The 17,652-nt window shown below is 62.8% G+C and carries 15 protein-coding genes; 12 read left to right on the top strand and 3 right to left on the bottom strand.

Translation table 11 applies throughout. The features are described 5' to 3' along the window. Positions 1 to 64: 64 nt before the first annotated feature. Both GOEFS_RS20580 and GOEFS_RS20575 read right to left on the bottom strand, forming a co-directional pair. Entirely contained in the window at positions 65 to 895 is an 831-nt protein-coding gene (locus GOEFS_RS20580) for a thioesterase family protein (RefSeq protein WP_007319890.1), read from the bottom strand. 10 nt (positions 896 to 905) lie between these two features. Continuing rightward, a complete protein-coding gene (locus GOEFS_RS20575) occupies positions 906 to 1,787 on the bottom strand; it encodes a RecB family exonuclease (protein WP_245549926.1) in 882 nt (293 codons plus the stop codon). 80 nt (positions 1,788 to 1,867) lie between these two features. Between GOEFS_RS20575 and GOEFS_RS20570 the strand changes: the two genes are divergently transcribed. From GOEFS_RS20570 to GOEFS_RS20560, 3 genes are all read left to right on the top strand, one after another. After that, positions 1,868 to 2,695: a tRNA (adenine-N1)-methyltransferase gene (locus tag GOEFS_RS20570; protein WP_007319888.1), complete on the top strand. Its 828-nt coding sequence runs from the start codon at positions 1,868 to 1,870 to the stop codon at positions 2,693 to 2,695. Between the two features lie 142 nt (positions 2,696 to 2,837). Continuing rightward, entirely contained in the window at positions 2,838 to 4,541 is a 1,704-nt protein-coding gene (gene arc, locus GOEFS_RS20565) for a proteasome ATPase (protein ID WP_007319887.1), read from the top strand. 52 nt (positions 4,542 to 4,593) lie between these two features. Continuing rightward, complete coding sequence (locus tag GOEFS_RS20560) at positions 4,594 to 7,284, top strand: FHA domain-containing protein (protein ID WP_040525802.1); 2,691 nt, start codon at positions 4,594 to 4,596, stop codon at positions 7,282 to 7,284. 25 nt (positions 7,285 to 7,309) lie between these two features. Here GOEFS_RS20560 and glgP read toward each other — a convergent pair whose 3' ends face one another. Beyond that, positions 7,310 to 9,859, bottom strand: a complete 2,550-nt coding sequence (gene glgP, locus GOEFS_RS20555; protein ID WP_007319885.1) for an alpha-glucan family phosphorylase — start codon at positions 9,857 to 9,859, stop codon at positions 7,310 to 7,312. A 72-nt stretch (positions 9,860 to 9,931) separates the two neighbouring features. Between glgP and dop the strand changes: the two genes are divergently transcribed. From dop to tatC, 9 genes are all read left to right on the top strand, one after another. Further along, a complete protein-coding gene (gene dop / locus GOEFS_RS20550; RefSeq protein WP_040525800.1) occupies positions 9,932 to 11,434 on the top strand; it encodes a depupylase/deamidase Dop in 1,503 nt (500 codons plus the stop codon). Positions 11,435 to 11,681: 247 nt separating this feature from the next. Further along, positions 11,682 to 11,873, top strand: a complete 192-nt coding sequence (locus tag GOEFS_RS20545) for a ubiquitin-like protein Pup (protein ID WP_007319883.1) — start codon at positions 11,682 to 11,684, stop codon at positions 11,871 to 11,873. Beyond that, entirely contained in the window at positions 11,870 to 12,727 is an 858-nt protein-coding gene (gene prcB / locus GOEFS_RS20540) for a proteasome subunit beta (protein ID WP_007319882.1), read from the top strand. The genes GOEFS_RS20545 and prcB overlap by 4 nt, the downstream gene beginning before the upstream one ends. Next, a complete protein-coding gene (prcA, locus tag GOEFS_RS20535; RefSeq protein WP_007319881.1) occupies positions 12,724 to 13,473 on the top strand; it encodes a proteasome subunit alpha in 750 nt (249 codons plus the stop codon). The genes prcB and prcA overlap by 4 nt, the downstream gene beginning before the upstream one ends. Positions 13,474 to 13,481: 8 nt before the next feature. Next, the gene (gene pafA, locus GOEFS_RS20530) at positions 13,482 to 14,840 is read left to right on the top strand and encodes a Pup--protein ligase (protein WP_007319880.1); all 1,359 of its coding nucleotides are present in this window, start codon (positions 13,482 to 13,484) and stop codon (positions 14,838 to 14,840) included. A 16-nt stretch (positions 14,841 to 14,856) separates the two neighbouring features. After that, positions 14,857 to 15,840, top strand: a complete 984-nt coding sequence (locus GOEFS_RS20525) for a helix-turn-helix transcriptional regulator (RefSeq protein WP_007319879.1) — start codon at positions 14,857 to 14,859, stop codon at positions 15,838 to 15,840. Between the two features lies 1 nt (position 15,841). Then, on the top strand, positions 15,842 to 16,804 hold the full coding sequence (locus GOEFS_RS20520; protein ID WP_007319878.1) for a helix-turn-helix transcriptional regulator: 963 nt from the start codon (positions 15,842 to 15,844) through the stop codon (positions 16,802 to 16,804). A gap of 63 nt (positions 16,805 to 16,867) precedes the next feature. Then, complete coding sequence (gene tatA, locus GOEFS_RS20515) at positions 16,868 to 17,128, top strand: Sec-independent protein translocase subunit TatA (protein WP_007319877.1); 261 nt, start codon at positions 16,868 to 16,870, stop codon at positions 17,126 to 17,128. A gap of 18 nt (positions 17,129 to 17,146) precedes the next feature. Further along, positions 17,147 to 17,652: twin-arginine translocase subunit TatC (gene tatC / locus GOEFS_RS20510; protein WP_040525813.1), on the top strand; the 506-nt coding region annotated here is incomplete at its 3' end.

Raw genomic sequence — 17,652 nt, 5'->3', positions numbered from 1 at the left:
AGACATACCGAGCGTCGTTTTGTTGTTGACCGACCTGAATTCCATTGCCACGCAGGTGGATTCGCTATTGATTCGCCAATAGCACCGTCTGCGCGGAACGCCCGAAGAAACCGTCGGCGTCGTAGAGATCTCCGTACGTCGCGCCATATCCGTACGGCCCGACGGCCAGGTCGGTATCCAACCCGATCCATTCGCCGCGCGGGGGCCGGGTCAGGTGAACTGTGGTATCGGTGTTCATCCACGACCATTCGCGCGGATCGAGATTCGTGCCGACGCCGTTCGCCACGTCGATGACGATAAACGCCGATGCCAAATCCGCGGTCTGCTCACCATCTACGAGGGGGAGTATCGGCCGGATCCAGGTCGCCGGATTGGCTCCATTGCGGCCGGGCACCCGGCCGGTCTCAGTGGCGCCGATAAAGCCGACCGTGCCCCATTTCACGCCGACAGCCGGATCGTCGGGGAAGCCGACCTGCGTGGGGATATCAGCGGGCAGCGGGGTGAGCGATGGCAAGGGGCTATGTTCGATCGATGCTGTCGCCGGCCCGTCGAGGAACCACGCGCTAGCCCGCGCGGCGGTGCGGAAACTTCCGTCGGGCTGCCGGACATCGAGCTCGGCGCCCACGACACAGATCTTCCTTCCAGGCCGAATTACCTGTGCGCGAACACGATTGACGTCGAGGCCGACCGCACCGAGGATGTCGGTGGTGATCCGACTGAAACCTCCGGAGCGTCCAGCGACCAAAGCCGAAAGCGAGCGCACCAGCAGGGCGGTCGGCGGGCCGCCATGTTGCAGATGCGACGCCCATACGCTCAGCGTCGATGGTGTCGGTTGGAAGTACTCGTATCCATCATCGCTGGGAGCGGGCAACGGCAGATAATAAGCGGCGTCCATATCTCTCAGCCTAGAGTCGGGGCGGAGACGAGAATCCCTCGGGCGGACCGGGATAGGGCGGAATGGTGCCGCCGAATTCCGGGCAGCGTGCCTTGTGCTCGCAAAACTTGCACATACGAGACTTATGCGGACGGAAATCGCCGGTTGCTACCGCGGCGGTGATGGCTGTCCAGATGGCTTTGAGTGTGCGCCCGAATCTTTCCAATTCGGCCCGATCGGGACGGTAATGCAGTTGGGTGCCATCGGAGAGATACATGAGTTGCAGGCGGTCGGGCACCACGCCATGGCGACGGAGTATCGCGAGTGCGTAAAACTTCATCTGGAACAGGGCCTTGGCCTCGTACGCCTCGCTGGGACTGCGGCCGGTCTTGTAGTCAACGACGCGCATCTCGCCGGTCGGCGCTACGTCGATCCGGTCGATATAGCCACGCAGCAGAACATCGTCGTCTTCGATTTCGATATGTGCCTCAACGGCTTTCGCGTCGAAGGCGGTTGGATTCTCCATCGTGTAGTAGGTGGTGATGAGCCGCTGAGTCTGTGCGATGAACGCCGGGATGTCTTCGGCGGCAATGACGTCGAGCAGCGCCGGGTCGGCCTCGCACATCGCCGCCCACGCGCCTTCGACCAACAGATGCGCCGACTCGGGGGTACGCAGCGCCGCGGGCATATCGAAGAGGTTCTCCAGCGCCGCATGGACAACGTGGCCTCGGGTTTGCGCGGCCGTCGGCTGTTCTGGAAAGCGGTCGATGGCGCGGTATCGATACAGCAGGGGACACTGCCGGAAGTCGGCGGCGCGCGACGGTGACAGCGCGAGCCGACGCCCGGCCAGACCGCGGCCATCGGCTACCGCCGACTCGGCGGGCTCGGCAGCGGTAGCCGGTCCCGGATGGATGTTCACATATGGCAGGGTATTCGGGGGTACCGACACCGCGCACCCACATCCATTCGACTTGTGAAGAAATGAGCTACTCCATGCCGACGACCGGCCCGTTCGCCGCTGGCGACCGCGTGCAATTGACCGATTCGAAGGCGCGCAAGTTCACCGTGGTCCTCGAAGACGGCAAGCAATTCCACACCCACCGAGGCGCTATCAATCACGACGATTTGATCGGCGCGCCGGAAGGAAGCATCGTCTCTGCCACCAGCGGAACCCAGTATCTCGCCCTTCGACCGCTGCTCACCGACTATGTGTTGTCTATGCCGCGTGGCGCGCAGGTCATTTATCCGAAGGACGCCGCGCAGATCGTGGCCGAGGGTGACATCCATCCGGGCTGTCGCGTGATCGAAGCCGGCGCTGGGTCGGGTGCCCTGACATGTTCGCTGCTGCGCGCGGTCGGGACAGGTTCAGTACTGTCCTACGAGATCCGCGACGATCACGCCGAATACGCGGCCCGCAACGTCGAGACCTTCTTCGGCACCAAGCCAGAAAACTGGGACCTGGTGGTCGGCGATCTGGCCGATCACGACCCCGCCGACCAGGCCGATCGACTGATCTTAGACATGGTCACCCCGTGGGAACCGCTGGATACGGTAGCCAAGACGCTGAAACCCGGTGGCGTGCTCATTACTTACGTCGCGACCGTGACTCAACTCTCGAGAATGGTCGAGGCGCTGCGCGAGCAGGAATGCTGGACTGAACCGCGGGCCTGGGAGTCGTTGGTCCGGGAGTGGAGCGCGGTCGGGTTGGCGGTGCGTCCGGAACATCGGATGCAAGGTCACACCGCATTTTTGATCACCGCCCGCCGGCTCGCCGACGACACCACGCCACTACGTCCGCACCGCCGTCCTACCAAGGGGTGAGCTAGCGCGGTAGCGCAATCGTTTCACGCAACATGGTGCGCCTGTCGGCGCGATTGGTCACCCGCCGGTAGCGTGGAGTTCTACCAACGGTTGCCGAGATCGTTGGCGCGAGCGCGTAATGCGACGCCGAGAGGAGTCAGTCATGACCGAATCAGATCGCACCCCCGAGTCACGACCCGGAGTGCCCCGACAGTCCGGCGATGCCAAGGAACTTCAGGAACGAGTCGATGCGCTGACCGTCCGCAACGCCAAACTCCTGGACACTCTCAAAGACGCGCGTCAGCAGCTCATCGTGCTCCGCGAAGAGGTTGACCGTCTCGGGCAGCCGCCAAGCGGTTACGGCGTCCTACTCGCGACCTACCCCGACGACACCGTCGACGTTTTCACCTCCGGTCGCAAGATGCGGCTCACCGTCTCACCGAATATCGATGTCGAGACGTTGCACCACGGTCAGACGCTCAGGCTCAATGAGGCGTTGACCGTTGTGGAGGCAACCGATTTCGACACCGTCGGTGAGATCGGGACACTGCGCGAGGTGCTGAATGACGGGCGCCGCGCACTCATCGTCGGACATGCCGACGAAGAGCGGGTGGTGCGCCTGGCCGAACCTCTGCTGGCGGCGACTGACCCGGACCGTGAGTCGACCAATCGCAAACTGCGGCCCGGCGATTCGCTGTTGATCGACAACAAGGCCGGCTTTGCTTTCGAGCGGATTCCTAAGGCCGAGGTCGAAGATTTGGTGCTTGAGGAAGTGCCCGATGTCGGCTACGAGGATATCGGCGGCCTTGGCCGGCAGATTGAACAGATCCGCGACGCGGTGGAGCTACCATTCCTGCACAAGGATCTGTTTCGCGAATATTCGTTGCGACCACCTAAGGGAGTGCTGCTCTACGGTCCGCCCGGGTGCGGAAAGACGCTCATCGCCAAAGCGGTGGCCAATTCACTTGCCAAGAAGATCGCTCAGGCTCGTGGTGACGATGCCAAGGAAGCCAAGTCGTATTTCTTGAACATCAAGGGCCCGGAATTGTTGAACAAGTTCGTCGGTGAAACTGAACGGCATATCCGGTTGATCTTCCAGCGCGCACGCGAAAAGGCATCCGAAGGTACGCCGGTCATCGTGTTCTTCGACGAGATGGATTCGATTTTCCGTACCCGCGGTTCCGGTGTGTCGTCGGATGTGGAGACGACCGTGGTGCCGCAGCTGCTCAGCGAGATCGACGGCGTCGAAGGACTCGAGAATGTCATCGTCATCGGTGCCTCCAATCGCGAGGACATGATCGACCCGGCCATTCTGCGGCCCGGTCGCCTCGACGTGAAGATCAAGATCGAGCGGCCTGATGCCGAAGCGGCGATGGACATCTTCTCCAAGTATCTGGTCACCGAACTGCCGGTACATGCCGACGACCTCGCCGAGTTCGGCGATGATCGGGCGCTCTGCGTCAAGACGATGATCGAGCGGGTGGTCGACCGGATGTACGCCGAGAGCGACGACAACCGCTTCCTCGAGGTCACCTACGCCAACGGTGACAAAGAAATCATGTATTTCAAGGATTTCAACTCGGGTGCGATGATCCAGAATGTCGTCGACCGGTCGAAGAAGTACGCGATCAAGTCACAGTTGGAGTCGGGCCAGCCAGGTCTTCGTATCAGTCATTTGTTCGACTCAATTCTCGATGAGTTCGCGGAAAATGAAGATCTGCCGAACACCACCAATCCGGACGATTGGGCACGGATCTCAGGTAAGAAAGGCGAGCGTATCGTCTATATCCGGACACTGGTGACGGGCAAGAGCAGCGGAGCGAGCCGCGCGATTGATACCGAGACGAACACCGGGCAGTATCTGTAATTTGGTGCGCATCCGCCCGTTTTGAACCGGCACCGATTATTGTTTGTCGGTGATGAGCAGCGTAGAGATCGCGCCGATTCGCGTCACGGTGGACGGCACCGTGCGCCTGGTCGGCGCCAAGGCACGATTGACGATAGGGCGAACACCGGAGAACGACATCGTCGTCAATCACCACTTGGTGTCGAGGCAGCATCTGAGTATCGAGTGGCGCAACGGCCAGTGGTATGTCTGCGACCTCGGTTCAACGAATGGATCGTATGTCGGTCCGACGCGGATAACAGAGGTGCTGGCCGGGAGCGGCACGCAGAACGTACGTCTCGGGGACCCGCAGACCGGCCCGCTCGTGGAGATGTCGCCGGCGGCGCAGTCATCGGCCCAAGCGATGCCGGGGCCGCCGCCGGGCGCGGTGACACTGGTACCTCCAGCGCCGAGTTCGGCTGTACCTCCTGCGCCGAGTTCGGCTGTGCCGCAAGCGCCCTCGCAAATGCCTCCTGCGCAACAACCGCCGCAACAGCAGGCGCCGTACCAACCGCCACCCGCACAACAGCCAGCCGTCAAGCCCTTTGGAAGCCCGGCGCCTCAGCAACCGTTCGCGCCGGCTCAGCGACGGCAGCCCCCCGCGCCACATGCACCACCGGGACACCCGCAACAGCCACGGCAGTTCGTGCCCGGACAGGGATCCTCAGCGGGCGGGCCCGGTGCGAGCGGCTTCGGTGAGCCGACGATTCATCCACCGAACCTGCCCGACGCCGATGCCGCGCCGCATCTCCAATCGCTGCTGCACAACGTCGCCAATGCTCTGACCGCACCGGAACAGGCTGGGCGACAAGCGATTACGTTAACCGGCACCCAGACCATCGGTCGTACCCCGGACAACGACATCGTCGTTTCGGACGTGTTGGCCTCGCGTCATCACGCCAAACTCACGAATACCACCGCGGGCATGTTCATCGACGACCTGCGCAGTGTCAACGGCACGTACGTCAACGGTCAGCGTGTGGTCCACCATCCGCTAACCGACGGCGACGTCGTCACCATCGGTAACAGCGACTTCGTGGTGTCGGCGGGCAATCTCATGCGCGGACAGGCCAAGTCCGTGGTTGCCGGCGGTCTCGAGGTGCATGGCGTCGGACTGACGATCGACGGCAAGGAACTGTTGCGGAATGTGAGTGTCTCCGCGGCTCCCGGAACATTGACCGCGATCATCGGCCCGTCCGGTGCCGGCAAGTCGACCGCGGCGAAGATTATCGCCGGACTGTCCCGGCCCACCGCCGGCGTCGTGCAGTTCGAGGGTCGCGACGTACACGCCGAATACGACGCACTCCGGTCCCGTATCGGGATGGTGCCGCAGGATGACGTGCTGCATCGCAAACTGACTCTGCGTCAGGCACTGGGCTACGCGGCACAACTTCGGTTGCCGCCGGATATGAACAAGGCCGATCGGGCGCAGGTGGTCGCCGGTGTACTCACCGAATTGCAGCTCATCGAGCATCTGGACACGCGCGTCGACAAACTGTCGGGTGGCCAGCGGAAGCGCGCATCGGTCGCGATGGAGTTGCTGACCGGTCCATCGCTGCTGATTCTCGACGAGCCGACGTCGGGGCTCGATCCGGCATTGGACCGCCAGGTGATGAACACGTTACGCCGCCTCGCCGACGCGGGCCGCGTGATCGTCGTGGTCACCCACTCACTGAGTTACCTGTCGCTGTGCGATGAAGTACTGCTGCTGGCGCCGGGCGGTAAGACGGCGTTCTGCGGTCCGCCGAGCCAGGTGGGTTCGGCGATGGGAACCACTGACTGGGCCGAGATATTCGGCTACGTCGCGGACCAGCCCGATGCCGCCCACGCTCGCTACACCTCCCGATTCGCATCACAGCCCGCGCCGCCGACACCGACGTCCACCGGACCGGTGGTACGCGCGCCGCAGAGCGGATTCTTCCGGCAACTTTCTACGGTCGCGCGTCGGCAGACGCGGCTGATCTTCGCCGACGTCGGGTATCTGATCTTCCTCGTGTTGCTGCCCCTCGTGCTGGGTGCTCTCTCGCTGGTGATTCCCGGATCGTCCGGGTATCTGTCGAATAACGTCGACGAGCCGGCCGAGACCGTACAGATGTTGGTGGTACTCGTCGTCGGTGCGGCCTTCATGGGTACCGCACTCTCGGTACGAGATCTGGTGGGGGAGCGGCCGATCTTTGAGCGCGAACGCGCGGTTGGCTTGCGTCCCGGGGCATATCTGTGGGCAAAGGTGGTTGTCTTCTTCGTCGCGGTATCCCTGCAGACCGCGGTGATGCTGGCGATCAACTACGCCCGCAAAGGTGTTCCCGAGGCGAGTTTCTTTCTACCGGGCTGGCTCGAGCTGTTCTTCATCGTGGCATTCCTCGGCTGCGTCAGTACCCTTGTGGGCCTGGCCATTTCGGCTGCGGTCCGATCGACCGAGCAGACGATGCCCCCGCTCGTCATCGTCGTGATGGTGCAGTTCGTCTTCTGTGGCGGCCTTTTCGCGCTTGCCGGGCGGCCAGGTTTGGAGCAACTCTCCTGGATATTCCCAGCCCGATGGGGGTACTCGGGCGCGGCGTCGGTGGTGGATCTACGCGAGGTGTCACCCGATGCCCAGTCGGCCGAAATCGAGAAACTGTGGAGCCACGAATTGATGTATCTGGGGCTGTCGTACGGAATTCTGGCCGCTATGGCATTGCTCTTGTTCGTTTTCACCTGGCGCAGGTTGGTGCTGAAGAAGAAATAGGGCTTGTGGTGGCGGCTTCCGCGCCTTACGGGTACCGCACCAGACCAGCCTCGCTGGTAACCGCCAATCCGCGATGATTGGGGAGCACTCGCACGGTGTAGCCGATGCGCCCGGACCGCGCGACGTCGAGCCCACCGGTGAATAGCGCACGGCCAGACGAATCGGTCGCGCCGGTCGCCGACAAGGTCGTAACGATCGGGTCGACGATCTCGCCGGCGGCGTCGACCGTTCCGCCGACGGCTTGTACGGCAACTTCGCCGGCGTCCAGGCCGCCGAGCGCCACATGCGCTGTCAGCCCAACCCGTGAACCCGGTGCGACCACGCCCGACGAGTGCGGCGGCAAATCCTCGTCGATGCCGGTGACCGCTACCGATGGCCACGCCAGCGCGAGCCGGTCGCGGTAGTCAGCCAGATCACGTGCCAATGCGTAGTCGTTGACACACGCGTCGCGGAAAGATTGCGCCGCAGGCGAATACAACTCCGTGGTGTACTCGCGGACCATCCGTTCGGCCAACACCTGGGGAGCCAGTTCGTCGATGGTGTGACGCACCATATCGACCCAACCGGCCGGAATCGCATCGTCGTCGAGAGTCCGGAGCTGTCCGGACGCAGACGAATAGTAGAGCGGCACAACGGTATTCTCGAGGAGTTCGTAAAGTGCCGTCGCCTCGATATCGTCGCGTCGATGCTCGTCGCCGATCTCGTCCGCGGACGGGATCGCCCAGCCATTGTGGCCGTCGGCCATCTCATCCCACCAGCCATCGAGAATGGACAGGTTCAACCCGCCGTTGAGCGCCGATTTCATCCCCGACGTTCCGCACGCCTCCATCGGGCGCACCGGATTGTTAAGCCACACATCGCATCCAGCGTAGATATGACGCGCCATGCCGATGTCGTAGTCGGGGAGGAAGACGATTCGTCCGCGCAACGCCGGGTCGTCGGTGAACCGAACGATCTGCTGGATCAGAGATTTCCCGCCGTCGTCAGCGGGATGTGCTTTGCCAGCGACGACGAGTTGAATCGGTCGATGCGGATCGGTGAGTAGGCGGCGCAGCCGCTCGGGGTCGCGCAGCATCAGCGTCAACCGCTTGTAGGTAGCGGCACGTCGGGCGAATCCGATTGTCAGCACGCGGGAATCGAAAACCTCACGCGTCCAGGCCAACTCGGCATCGCTGTGGCCACGAGCGCGGCCGCTCGCATAGGTCCGCCGGCGGACCTCGGCCACTAACGAATCGCGGAGTTCGCTGCGAATCGCCCAAATCTCGGCGTCGGATAATGTGCCGTCTTGCGGCCAGTGCGGCGACCGCCAGGTGTCGCCGTGCACCCCGTTGGTAATCGATCCAATAGGCACCTCGGTGGTATCGAACCCAGGCCATAGGTCGCCGAACATCTCCCGCGATACCTCGCCGTGCAACTTCGACACACCGTTGGCGCGTTGCCCCAACCGCAGCCCGAGATGCGCCATGTTGAAAATATCCGGTGCGGCTTCGTCACCCAGCTCGCAGATCACATCTACCGGCAGGTCGGGGAGCAGCCGCGATGACCCGCTCTCGTCCGCATCGAAATAATGGCGGACCATCGTCATCGGGAATCGATCGATTCCGGCAGGTACCGGGGTGTGCGTGGTGAACACCGTCGACGCGCGCACGGCGGCTTCGGCCTGCGTGAAGCTGAGCTGAGCGTCGGTGACCAACTCCCGGATGCGTTCTAGCCCAAGGAAACCCGCGTGTCCCTCGTTCATGTGGAACACCTCCGGCGCCGGGGTGCCGGTGATGCGAGTGTATTCGCGGACCGCCCGGACACCCCCGACGCCGAGCAGGATTTCCTGTTTGATGCGGTGGTCCTGATCGCCGCCGTAGAGGCGATCGGTGACACCGCGTAGTTCGGCATCGTTCTCAGGCAGGTCAGAGTCCAAGAGCAGCAAGCTGATTCGACCCACTCTGGCTACCAAGACCCGAGCGGTGAGACGTCGACCACCGGGCATCGAGACAGTGATCAACACCGGGTCGTCGCCGTCGCACAGTGGTGTCAACGGCAGGGCCCGCGGATCGTTGATCGGATAGTTCTCTATCTGCCAGCCATCGGCGGTCAACGATTGGCGGAAGTAGCCGGACCGATAGAACAGGCCGATACCGATAAGCGGCAAGCCGAGGTCGGAGGCCGCCTTGAGATGATCGCCGGCGAGAATACCGAGGCCACCGGAGTAGATCGGGAGTACTTCGGTGATACCGAATTCCATCGAGAAATACGCGATGGACGCCGGTACGGGTTGGCGTGCCGCCAATTCGCCGTACCAAGCAGTGGCTGAGCGGTACTCCGCGAGATCGTTGGCGGCCGCCGCCACTCGCGTGGAGAAGTCGGCGTCGTCGCTCAGCTCGGTGAGACGTTCGGGCGTCGTCTCGTCGAGGACGCGTTGCGGATCGCCGTGTGCCGCCCAGACTTCCGGATCAATCTCGGCGAAGAGGTCCTGTGTTGGCCGATGCCACGACCACCTCAAGTTGGCGGCGAGTTCGGTGAGGGGTTGCAAGTTGGCGGGAAGTTGGACCCGAACGGTGAACCGGCGGAAGGCTTTCACAGCGGTAGACGCTACCGGAGCGGGGGAGTCCCGGCGCGGCGGTTAGTGGTGGCGGGCACTACCCTCGACCTCATGCAGCGAATAATCGGCACCGAGGTCGAATACGGCATATCCGCTCCTTCGGATCCGACCGCCAACCCGATAATGACGTCGACACAGGCGGTACTCGCATATGCCGCAGCCGCGGGCGTCCCGCGGGCTAAGCGGACCCGGTGGGATTACGAAGTCGAATCGCCGTTGCGCGACGCCCGCGGATTTGACCTCGGCCGATCTTCAGGACCCGCTCCCATCATTGACGCCGACGAGATCGGCGCCGCGAATATGATCCTCACCAACGGTGCGCGGCTTTACGTCGATCATGCGCACCCGGAATATTCGGCACCCGAGGTTACCGACCCACTCGACGCGGTGATCTGGGACAAAGCCGGGGAGCGCGTAATGGAGGCGGCGGCGCGCCACGTCGCGAGTGTGCCGGGGGCGCCGGCTCTGCAGTTGTACAAGAACAACATTGACGGTAAGGGCGCCTCCTACGGCACTCATGAGAACTACTTGATGAGCCGGGAGACGCCGTTTCCGGCGATCATCGCCGGACTCATCCCGTTCTTCGCCTCGCGACAGGTCGTCGTCGGTTCGGGACGAGTCGGCATCGGCCAATCCGGCGACGAGTCGGGCTTCCAGCTCAGTCAGCGCGCCGACTATATCGAGGTCGAAGTCGGGCTGGAGACGACGCTCAAACGCGGCATCATCAACACCCGCGACGAACCGCACGCCGATCCTGACCGCTATCGCCGACTGCACGTTATCGTCGGCGATGCCAATCTGTCCGAGACCTCGACCTACCTCAAAGTCGGTACCGCCGCGCTCGTCCTCGATCTCATCGAGGCTGGCTACGACTTCTCCGATCTCGAATTGGCCCGGCCGGTCACCGCCGTGCACACCATCAGCCATGACCCGACGTTGACCGCGACCGTCGCACTCACCGACGGTCGTGAACTCACCGGCCTGGCACTGCAACGTGAGTATCTGGCGCGCTGTCAGAGCTTCCACGATCGGGAACACCCCGATGACGAGCGAGCCGCCCACGTCCTCGCGACCTGGGCCGACGTACTCGACAAACTCGAACGCGATCCGATGGAATGCGCCGACCTGCTCGATTGGCCGGCAAAGCTACGGCTACTCGAGGGATTCCGGCAGCGTGAAGGGCTGAGCTGGTCGGCACCGCGCCTTCACCTGATCGACCTGCAATACTCCGACGTGCGCCTCGACAAAGGACTCTACAACCGGCTCGTCGCCCGCGGATCCATGAAGAGGCTGGTCACCGAAGCGCAAGTCCTCGACGCCATCAGCAACCCGCCCGAGCAGACTCGAGCGTATTTCCGTGGCGAATGCCTGCGCCGATTCGGCGCCGACATCGCAGCGGCGAGCTGGGATTCGGTGATCTTCGACCTCGGCGGCGACTCACTCGTCCGCATTCCGACGCTGGAACCATTGCGCGGCAGTCGCGCGCATGTCGGTGAGCTACTCGATTCGGTCAACAGTGCGGCCGAACTCGTCGATCAACTGACGGTCAAATAGAGCCAGCTTCGCCGTGACTTTACGGCTGGCTTCGCCGTGACTTTACGGCTGGCTTCGCCGTGACTTTACGGCTGGCTTCGCCGTGACTTTACGGCTGGCTTCGCCAGGGGCCCAGGGCCGCTCGGCTCGATCGGGCTTGTGCACGAGGTAGCTGCGAGCCTCACACATCTGCGCGCGGACCCCGGTAGGGTAGTGCTACCCAGTCATCTGAGGTATTTCATGGCTGGCCCGACCGATAGGAGGCGGCATGGCGCAGGAACAGACTCACCGCGGTGGTGGCAGCGATGACGACGATCTCACCCCCGATGGTGGTGCGGGTCAGGAACGTCGCGAGAAGCTCGCGGAAGAGACCGACGATCTGCTCGACGAGATCGACGATGTGCTGGAGGAGAACGCCGAAGACTTCGTGCGGGCCTATGTCCAGAAGGGCGGCCAGTGAGTCCCGGCGTACCCTCGGACGGACCTGACATCTCGTCTTTCACCGAATATCTTCGCGTACACGCACCCGATCAACTGCCCGCCGCCCGACTCGCGTCTATCACCGGTGCCGGCGCCGCGACAACTGAAATACCGCATGGCACAACGATTGTGGCGGTCTCGTATGCCGGTGGCGTAGTGCTTGCCGGTGACCGCCGGGCCACTGCGGGCAATCTGATCGCCACTCGCGACGTGCGCAAGGTGTACATCACCGACGACTACTCGGCGGCGGGTATCGCGGGTACGGCGGGCATCGCCATCGAGATGGTACGGCTATTCGCCGTCGAGCTTGAGCACTACGAGAAGCTCGAAGGTGTTCCGCTGACCCTCGACGGCAAAGTCAGCCGGCTCGCCGCGATGGTGCGCGGCAACCTCGCCGCGGCAATGCAAGGGCTTGCCGCTGTTCCGCTGCTCGTCGGGTTCGACACCGATGCCGAGGCCGGCGCGCCCGGCCGGATCTTTTCCTTCGACGTCGCGGGGGATCGGCATGAGGAATTCGGCGGTTACGCAGCTATTGGTTCTGGTTCGGTCTTCGCGAAATCGTCGCTGAAGAAGCGCTACCGGGCCGACCTCGACGCGGCCGGTGCGCTATCGATCGCGATCGAAGCACTGTATGACGCGGCGGACGATGATTCGGCCACCGGCGGTCCCGACATTGTGCGCCAGATCTTCCCGACGGCGGTCACCGTGAGCGCCGATGGCGCCACCGAAGTGCCCGAATCGGATATCTCGGCGGCTGCTACCGAAATCACCAGGGTGCGAACCGAACAGCACGCGCCGCGCGGCAGCCACCGCGGGGAGGGAGACCTGCGATGACATTTCCGTACTACGCGAGTGCCGAGCAGATCATGCGGGATCGTTCGGAGTTGGCGCGCAAGGGGATTGCCCGCGGACGCAGCGTCGTGGCGTTGACCTATGCCGACGGTGTGCTGTTCGTGGCGGAGAATCCGTCGAACACGCTGCGCAAGATCAGTGAGATCTACGACCGCATCGGCTTTGCCGCAGTAGGCAAATACAACGAGTTCGAGAGCCTGCGTAAGGCCGGTATCCAACTCGCGGATCTGCGCGGCTATAGCTACGACCGCGCCGATGTGAGTGGACTCTCGCTGGCGAACGCCTATGCCAATACGTTGGGATCGGTATTCACCGAGCAAGCCAAGCCATACGAGGTGGAGTTGTGCGTCGCCGAAGTGGCCAAGCCGGGGCGGACCACTCCGTCGCAGCTCTATCGGATCAGCTACGACGGTTCGATTGCCGATGAGACCCGATTTCTGGTGATGGGTGGCGTGACCGAGGCGATCAACAAATCCCTGACGGAGCATTACAGCGCCGATCTGCCACTGGCTCAAGCGGTTTCGGTTGCCGCGGTTGCACTCGGCGCCGTCGGCGAACAGCCAAGAGTCCTCACCGCCGACGATGTGGAGGTCGCGATCCTCGACCGCAATCGGCCGCGACGCGCCTTCAGACGTTTACGCAACGAGCAAGTTGCCGACCTGCTGGCCCAGGTACCGGCGCCCGAGCCGGAAGCGGCGCCCGAAGCCGACCCCGACAAGAAGGACTGAGGTCTTCCGTGCAGCGTCGAATCATGGGCATCGAGACCGAATTCGGTGTGACATGCACTTTTCACGGCCACCGTCGGCTTAGCCCGGACGAGGTGGCGCGGTATCTGTTCCGCCGCGTCGTGTCGTGGGGGCGGTCGTCGAATGTGTTCTTGCGCAACGGCGCTCGACTCTACCTCGATGTCGGATCGCATCCGGAGTATGCCACCGCCGAATGCGACAGCCTGGTCCAGTTGATCAATCACGATCGCGCGGGAGAGCTGGTCTTGGAGGATCTGCTCATCGATGCGGAGGCTCGGTTGGCCGACGAGGGTATCGGCGGCGACATTTATCTGTTCAAGAACAACACCGACTCTGCCGGGAATTCCTACGGGTGCCACGAGAACTTCCTGGTGGTCCGTGCCGGCGAGTTCTCACGGATCTCCGACGTTCTGCTGCCCTTCCTGGTGACCAGGCAATTGATCTGCGGCGCCGGCAAGGTGCTGCAGACTCCCAAATCGGCTGATTTCTGCTTATCCCAACGGGCGGAACATATTTGGGAAGGCGTGTCGTCGGCGACGACACGATCGCGACCGATCATCAACACCCGCGACGAACCCCACGCCGACGCCGAGAAATATCGTCGCCTGCATGTCATCGTCGGTGACTCCAACATGGCGGAAATGACGACGCTACTCAAGGTCGGCTCCGCGACGCTGGTCCTGGAGATGATCGAAGCGGGGTTGAGTTTCCGAGACTTCGCCCTGGACAACCCAATTCGGGCGATCCGGGAAATCTCGCATGATCCGACCGGCCGCCGACAGGTGCGGTTAGCCGGCGGCAAAACGGCCAGCGCGCTCGACATTCAGCGTGAGTATCACGCCCGCGCCGTTGACCACATCGCCGGCGGACATCCCGACCCGTCGATGGCCGTCGTGGTGGACTTGTGGGGACGCATCCTCGACGCCGTGGAGTCCGACGATTTCTCCAAGGTGGACACCGAGATCGACTGGGTCATCAAGCGAAAGCTATTTCAGCGCTACCAAGACAAATTCGGGATGGAGTTGACCGACCCGAAGATCGCCCAACTCGACCTGGCGTATCACGACATCAAGCGCGGCCGTGGGGTGTTCGACGTGTTGACGCGTAAGGGCTTGGTCGCCCGCGCCACCACCGACGAGGCGATCGCGAACGCGGTGGAAGAGCCGCCGCAGACCACTCGGGCAAAATTGCGCGGCGACTTCATTTCGGCCGCACAGAAGACCGGCCGCGATTTCACGGTCGACTGGGTGCATTTGAAACTCAACGATCAAGCCCAGCGGACAGTGCTGTGCAAGGATCCGTTCCGCAGCGTCGATGAGCGCGTCGATCGGCTCATCGCATCGATGTGAGTCATAAGATATCGCGGTGGCACGAAATAGAACTGAACGGCTGCTGAACCTGGTCATCTGCCTGCGCGAAGCCAGACAGTTCGTGACCGCCGAGTTCATCCGGGAGAACGTCGTCGGCTATGCCGACGAACCGCAGAGCGACGAGGCGTTCAACCGGATGTTCGAGCGGGACAAGGCCGAACTGCGCGATATGGGTGTTCCACTGTTGACCGGGACGGCGCCGCGAGCAGCAGGTGTCGAAGGCTATCGAATCGATCGCGAAAGCTACGAGCTGCCGGAGATCGTGCTCGCCGAAGATGAGGCCGCCGCGGTCGCGATGGCCGCTGTCGTGTGGGACAGTCCAGATATCGCGCGGCTGACGCAGTCGGCGGTACTCAAACTCAAAGGCGCGGGCATCGACGTACGCGTTACGGAGGATATTGAGATCTCGCCGCGTCGGGTCAGCTCAGAACCGGTGACCCGAACCTTGATCGATGCCAGCACGAGCCGCCGGGCGGTGACGTTTTCTCATCGACCATCGGGCGCGGGCGAGGCATCGAGGCGGACGCTTGAACCGTGGGGAGTGCTGACCCACCGTGGCCGGTGGTATGTGATCGGCCACGACCGCGACCGGAATGATCAGCGAGTCTTTCGGCTGTCGCGAGTGACCGATGTGCGCACCGTGGGTAAGGCAGGCGCATTCGAGATTCCCGCCGGCCTGGATCTGACTGCCGCCGTTGCCGCCACGGTTGATTCGGCATCGGGTGCCGACGGCGGCGCGACCGCGCGGCTGTGGGTCGCCGACGACCGGGCGGCCGGCTTGCGACGGATCGCGACTACGGTCACGCCGGCCCAGCGCGACGGTGCCGCGGGTGACGAAATCGAAGTTCCGATCGGCACCGAATCAGGTCTGGTCCGAATGGTCTTGTCCGCGGGCAGCGATGTGGTGGTTCTCGAACCGAAATCGTTGCGTGACAAGGTAATTGGTGCGCTCGACGCGATCATCGCGGCGGGAGCGTGAGATGCCGGCCCAATCCGAACAACTGACACGCCTGCTGACTCTGATCCCGTATTTCCTTGCGCGCCAGGGGATTACCTTGGAACAGGCGGCCGAGGACCTCAACGTTGACGAGGATAAACTGGTCAAAGACCTCGATCAGCTCTTCGTGTGTGGCTTGCCGGGCAAGTACCAGTACCCCGACGACCTGATCGACATTTCCTATTCCGAGGGACATGTTCAGGTCAACTTCAGCGCCGGAATCGACCGCCCACTTCAATTGACCTCAACCGAGGCGACGGTGCTACTTACCGCGCTGCGCGCGCTGACTCAGACCCACGCGACCGCACCAGACGCGGTCGAACGCGCGATCGCGAAGATCGCTGCCGCAGTGGGGGCCGAGTCAGCGCCAGCGGTGGCGGCCGACGACGCGGACCCGGTGCGCAAGGAGATCTACGAAACGATCCGTCGAGCGGTACACGAGGCCCGCGCGCTTTCGATCCGGTATTACACCGCCAGCCGTGATTCAATCAGCGATCGGGTGGTCGACCCGGTCACGGTCCAGGTGACCGACGGGAGCACGTATTTGTCGGCGTGGTGCCGGAGCAGCGCTGGAATGAGATTGTTCCGCTTCGATCGGATCGATGCGGCGCACATCCTCGACGAACCGGCCCAATCACCTCCCGACGCGGCGATAGAACGTCCATCGCCCATCATGTCCGAGAACGCCGACTTGCCGAGCGTCGAACTCGATGTCGACGCATCCGCGCGCTGGGCCTTTGAGTACTACCTCCTCGAACAGCAGGGCCCGGCACGCGATGACGGCGTACAACCCGCGACGCTGCGTTACGGTTCGGATGAGTGGCTGACCAGGTTCATTCTGGGATTCGGTGGTCAGATTCGGATCACCGGTTCGGGCGGAGCGTCAGATCAGGTAATCGACCAGGTCACGCGAGAGGCAACGGCGGCGCGGGCACGTTACAACTGACCACATGAACTACCGCGATGTCCGGTAGCATAGGCAACAGTCTCATTCGAAAGGGTTGTACTCATGGGCGCCATTCAGCCGTGGCACATCATCCTGGTCGTGCTGGCCTTCGTTATCCTCTTTGGCTCGAAGAAACTGCCGGATGCCGCGCGCGGCCTGGGACGATCACTGCGCATCTTTAAATCCGAAGTCAAGGAAATGGCCAACGACGGCAAGCCCGATGCTCCGGTTACCGAAGCACCGCGCGAACTTTCCGCTTCCGAGGTTGCGGCTCCGGCGCCAGTGCCCACCAGTAAACCTGAAGACGTGCAGAAGTCGGCTTAACGCCGGGCTTCTCCGCCAGTGCGCATACCTCTCGATCCCCGTCGGCGTCGCAGTAGGATCAACCCCGACGGGACGATGTCGCTCGTCGACCATCTCTACGAGCTACGGCACCGAATCGTCGTCTCGCTGATCGCGATCCTGCTGACAACGATTTTCGGCTTCTTCTGGTACTCCCATACTATTTTTGGGCTTGAATCGCTTGGCGAAATTCTGCGCGAACCCTACTGTTCGTTGCCAGCTTCGGCTCGCGCCAGTATCACCGCCGACGGTAGCTGTAAACTTCTCGCCACCGGTCCGTTCGATCAGTTCATGTTGCGACTCAAGGTCGGACTGACCGCGGGCGTCGTCATCGCTACCCCCATCTGGTTCTACCAACTCTGGCAATTCATCACACCCGGACTTCATCGCAACGAACGCCGATACGGGTTCACATTCGTGAGCGCCGCGACAGTTCTGTTTGTAGCCGGTGCGGTGCTCGCCTACCTAGTGGTCAACAAAGCATTCGAGTTCCTGTTCACGGTCGG

The sequence above is a fragment of the Gordonia effusa NBRC 100432 genome (genome assembly GCF_000241305.1).
Taxonomy (GTDB): Bacteria; Actinomycetota; Actinomycetes; order Mycobacteriales; family Mycobacteriaceae; genus Gordonia; species Gordonia effusa.
The sequence above is the reverse complement of the archived record's forward strand: the minus strand, read 5'-3'. Positions and strand labels throughout refer to the sequence as shown.

Bases quoted from the DNA above. Each gene is read 5' to 3' on its own strand.
- GOEFS_RS20545 (WP_007319883.1), top strand. From the start codon at position 11,682: ATGGCGCAGGAACAGACTCACCGCGGTGGTGGCAGCGATGACGACGAT.
- dop (WP_040525800.1), top strand. From the start codon at position 9,932: ATGCAGCGAATAATCGGCACCGAGGTCGAATACGGCATATCCGCTCCT.
- GOEFS_RS20520 (WP_007319878.1), top strand. From the start codon at position 15,842: ATGCCGGCCCAATCCGAACAACTGACACGCCTGCTGACTCTGATCCCG.
- GOEFS_RS20580 (WP_007319890.1), bottom strand. From the start codon at position 895: ATGGACGCCGCTTATTATCTGCCGTTGCCCGCTCCCAGCGATGATGGA.
- GOEFS_RS20570 (WP_007319888.1), top strand. From the start codon at position 1,868: ATGCCGACGACCGGCCCGTTCGCCGCTGGCGACCGCGTGCAATTGACC.
- GOEFS_RS20560 (WP_040525802.1), top strand. From the start codon at position 4,594: ATGAGCAGCGTAGAGATCGCGCCGATTCGCGTCACGGTGGACGGCACC.
- prcA (WP_007319881.1), top strand. From the start codon at position 12,724: ATGACATTTCCGTACTACGCGAGTGCCGAGCAGATCATGCGGGATCGT.
- arc (WP_007319887.1), top strand. From the start codon at position 2,838: ATGACCGAATCAGATCGCACCCCCGAGTCACGACCCGGAGTGCCCCGA.
- tatA (WP_007319877.1), top strand. From the start codon at position 16,868: ATGGGCGCCATTCAGCCGTGGCACATCATCCTGGTCGTGCTGGCCTTC.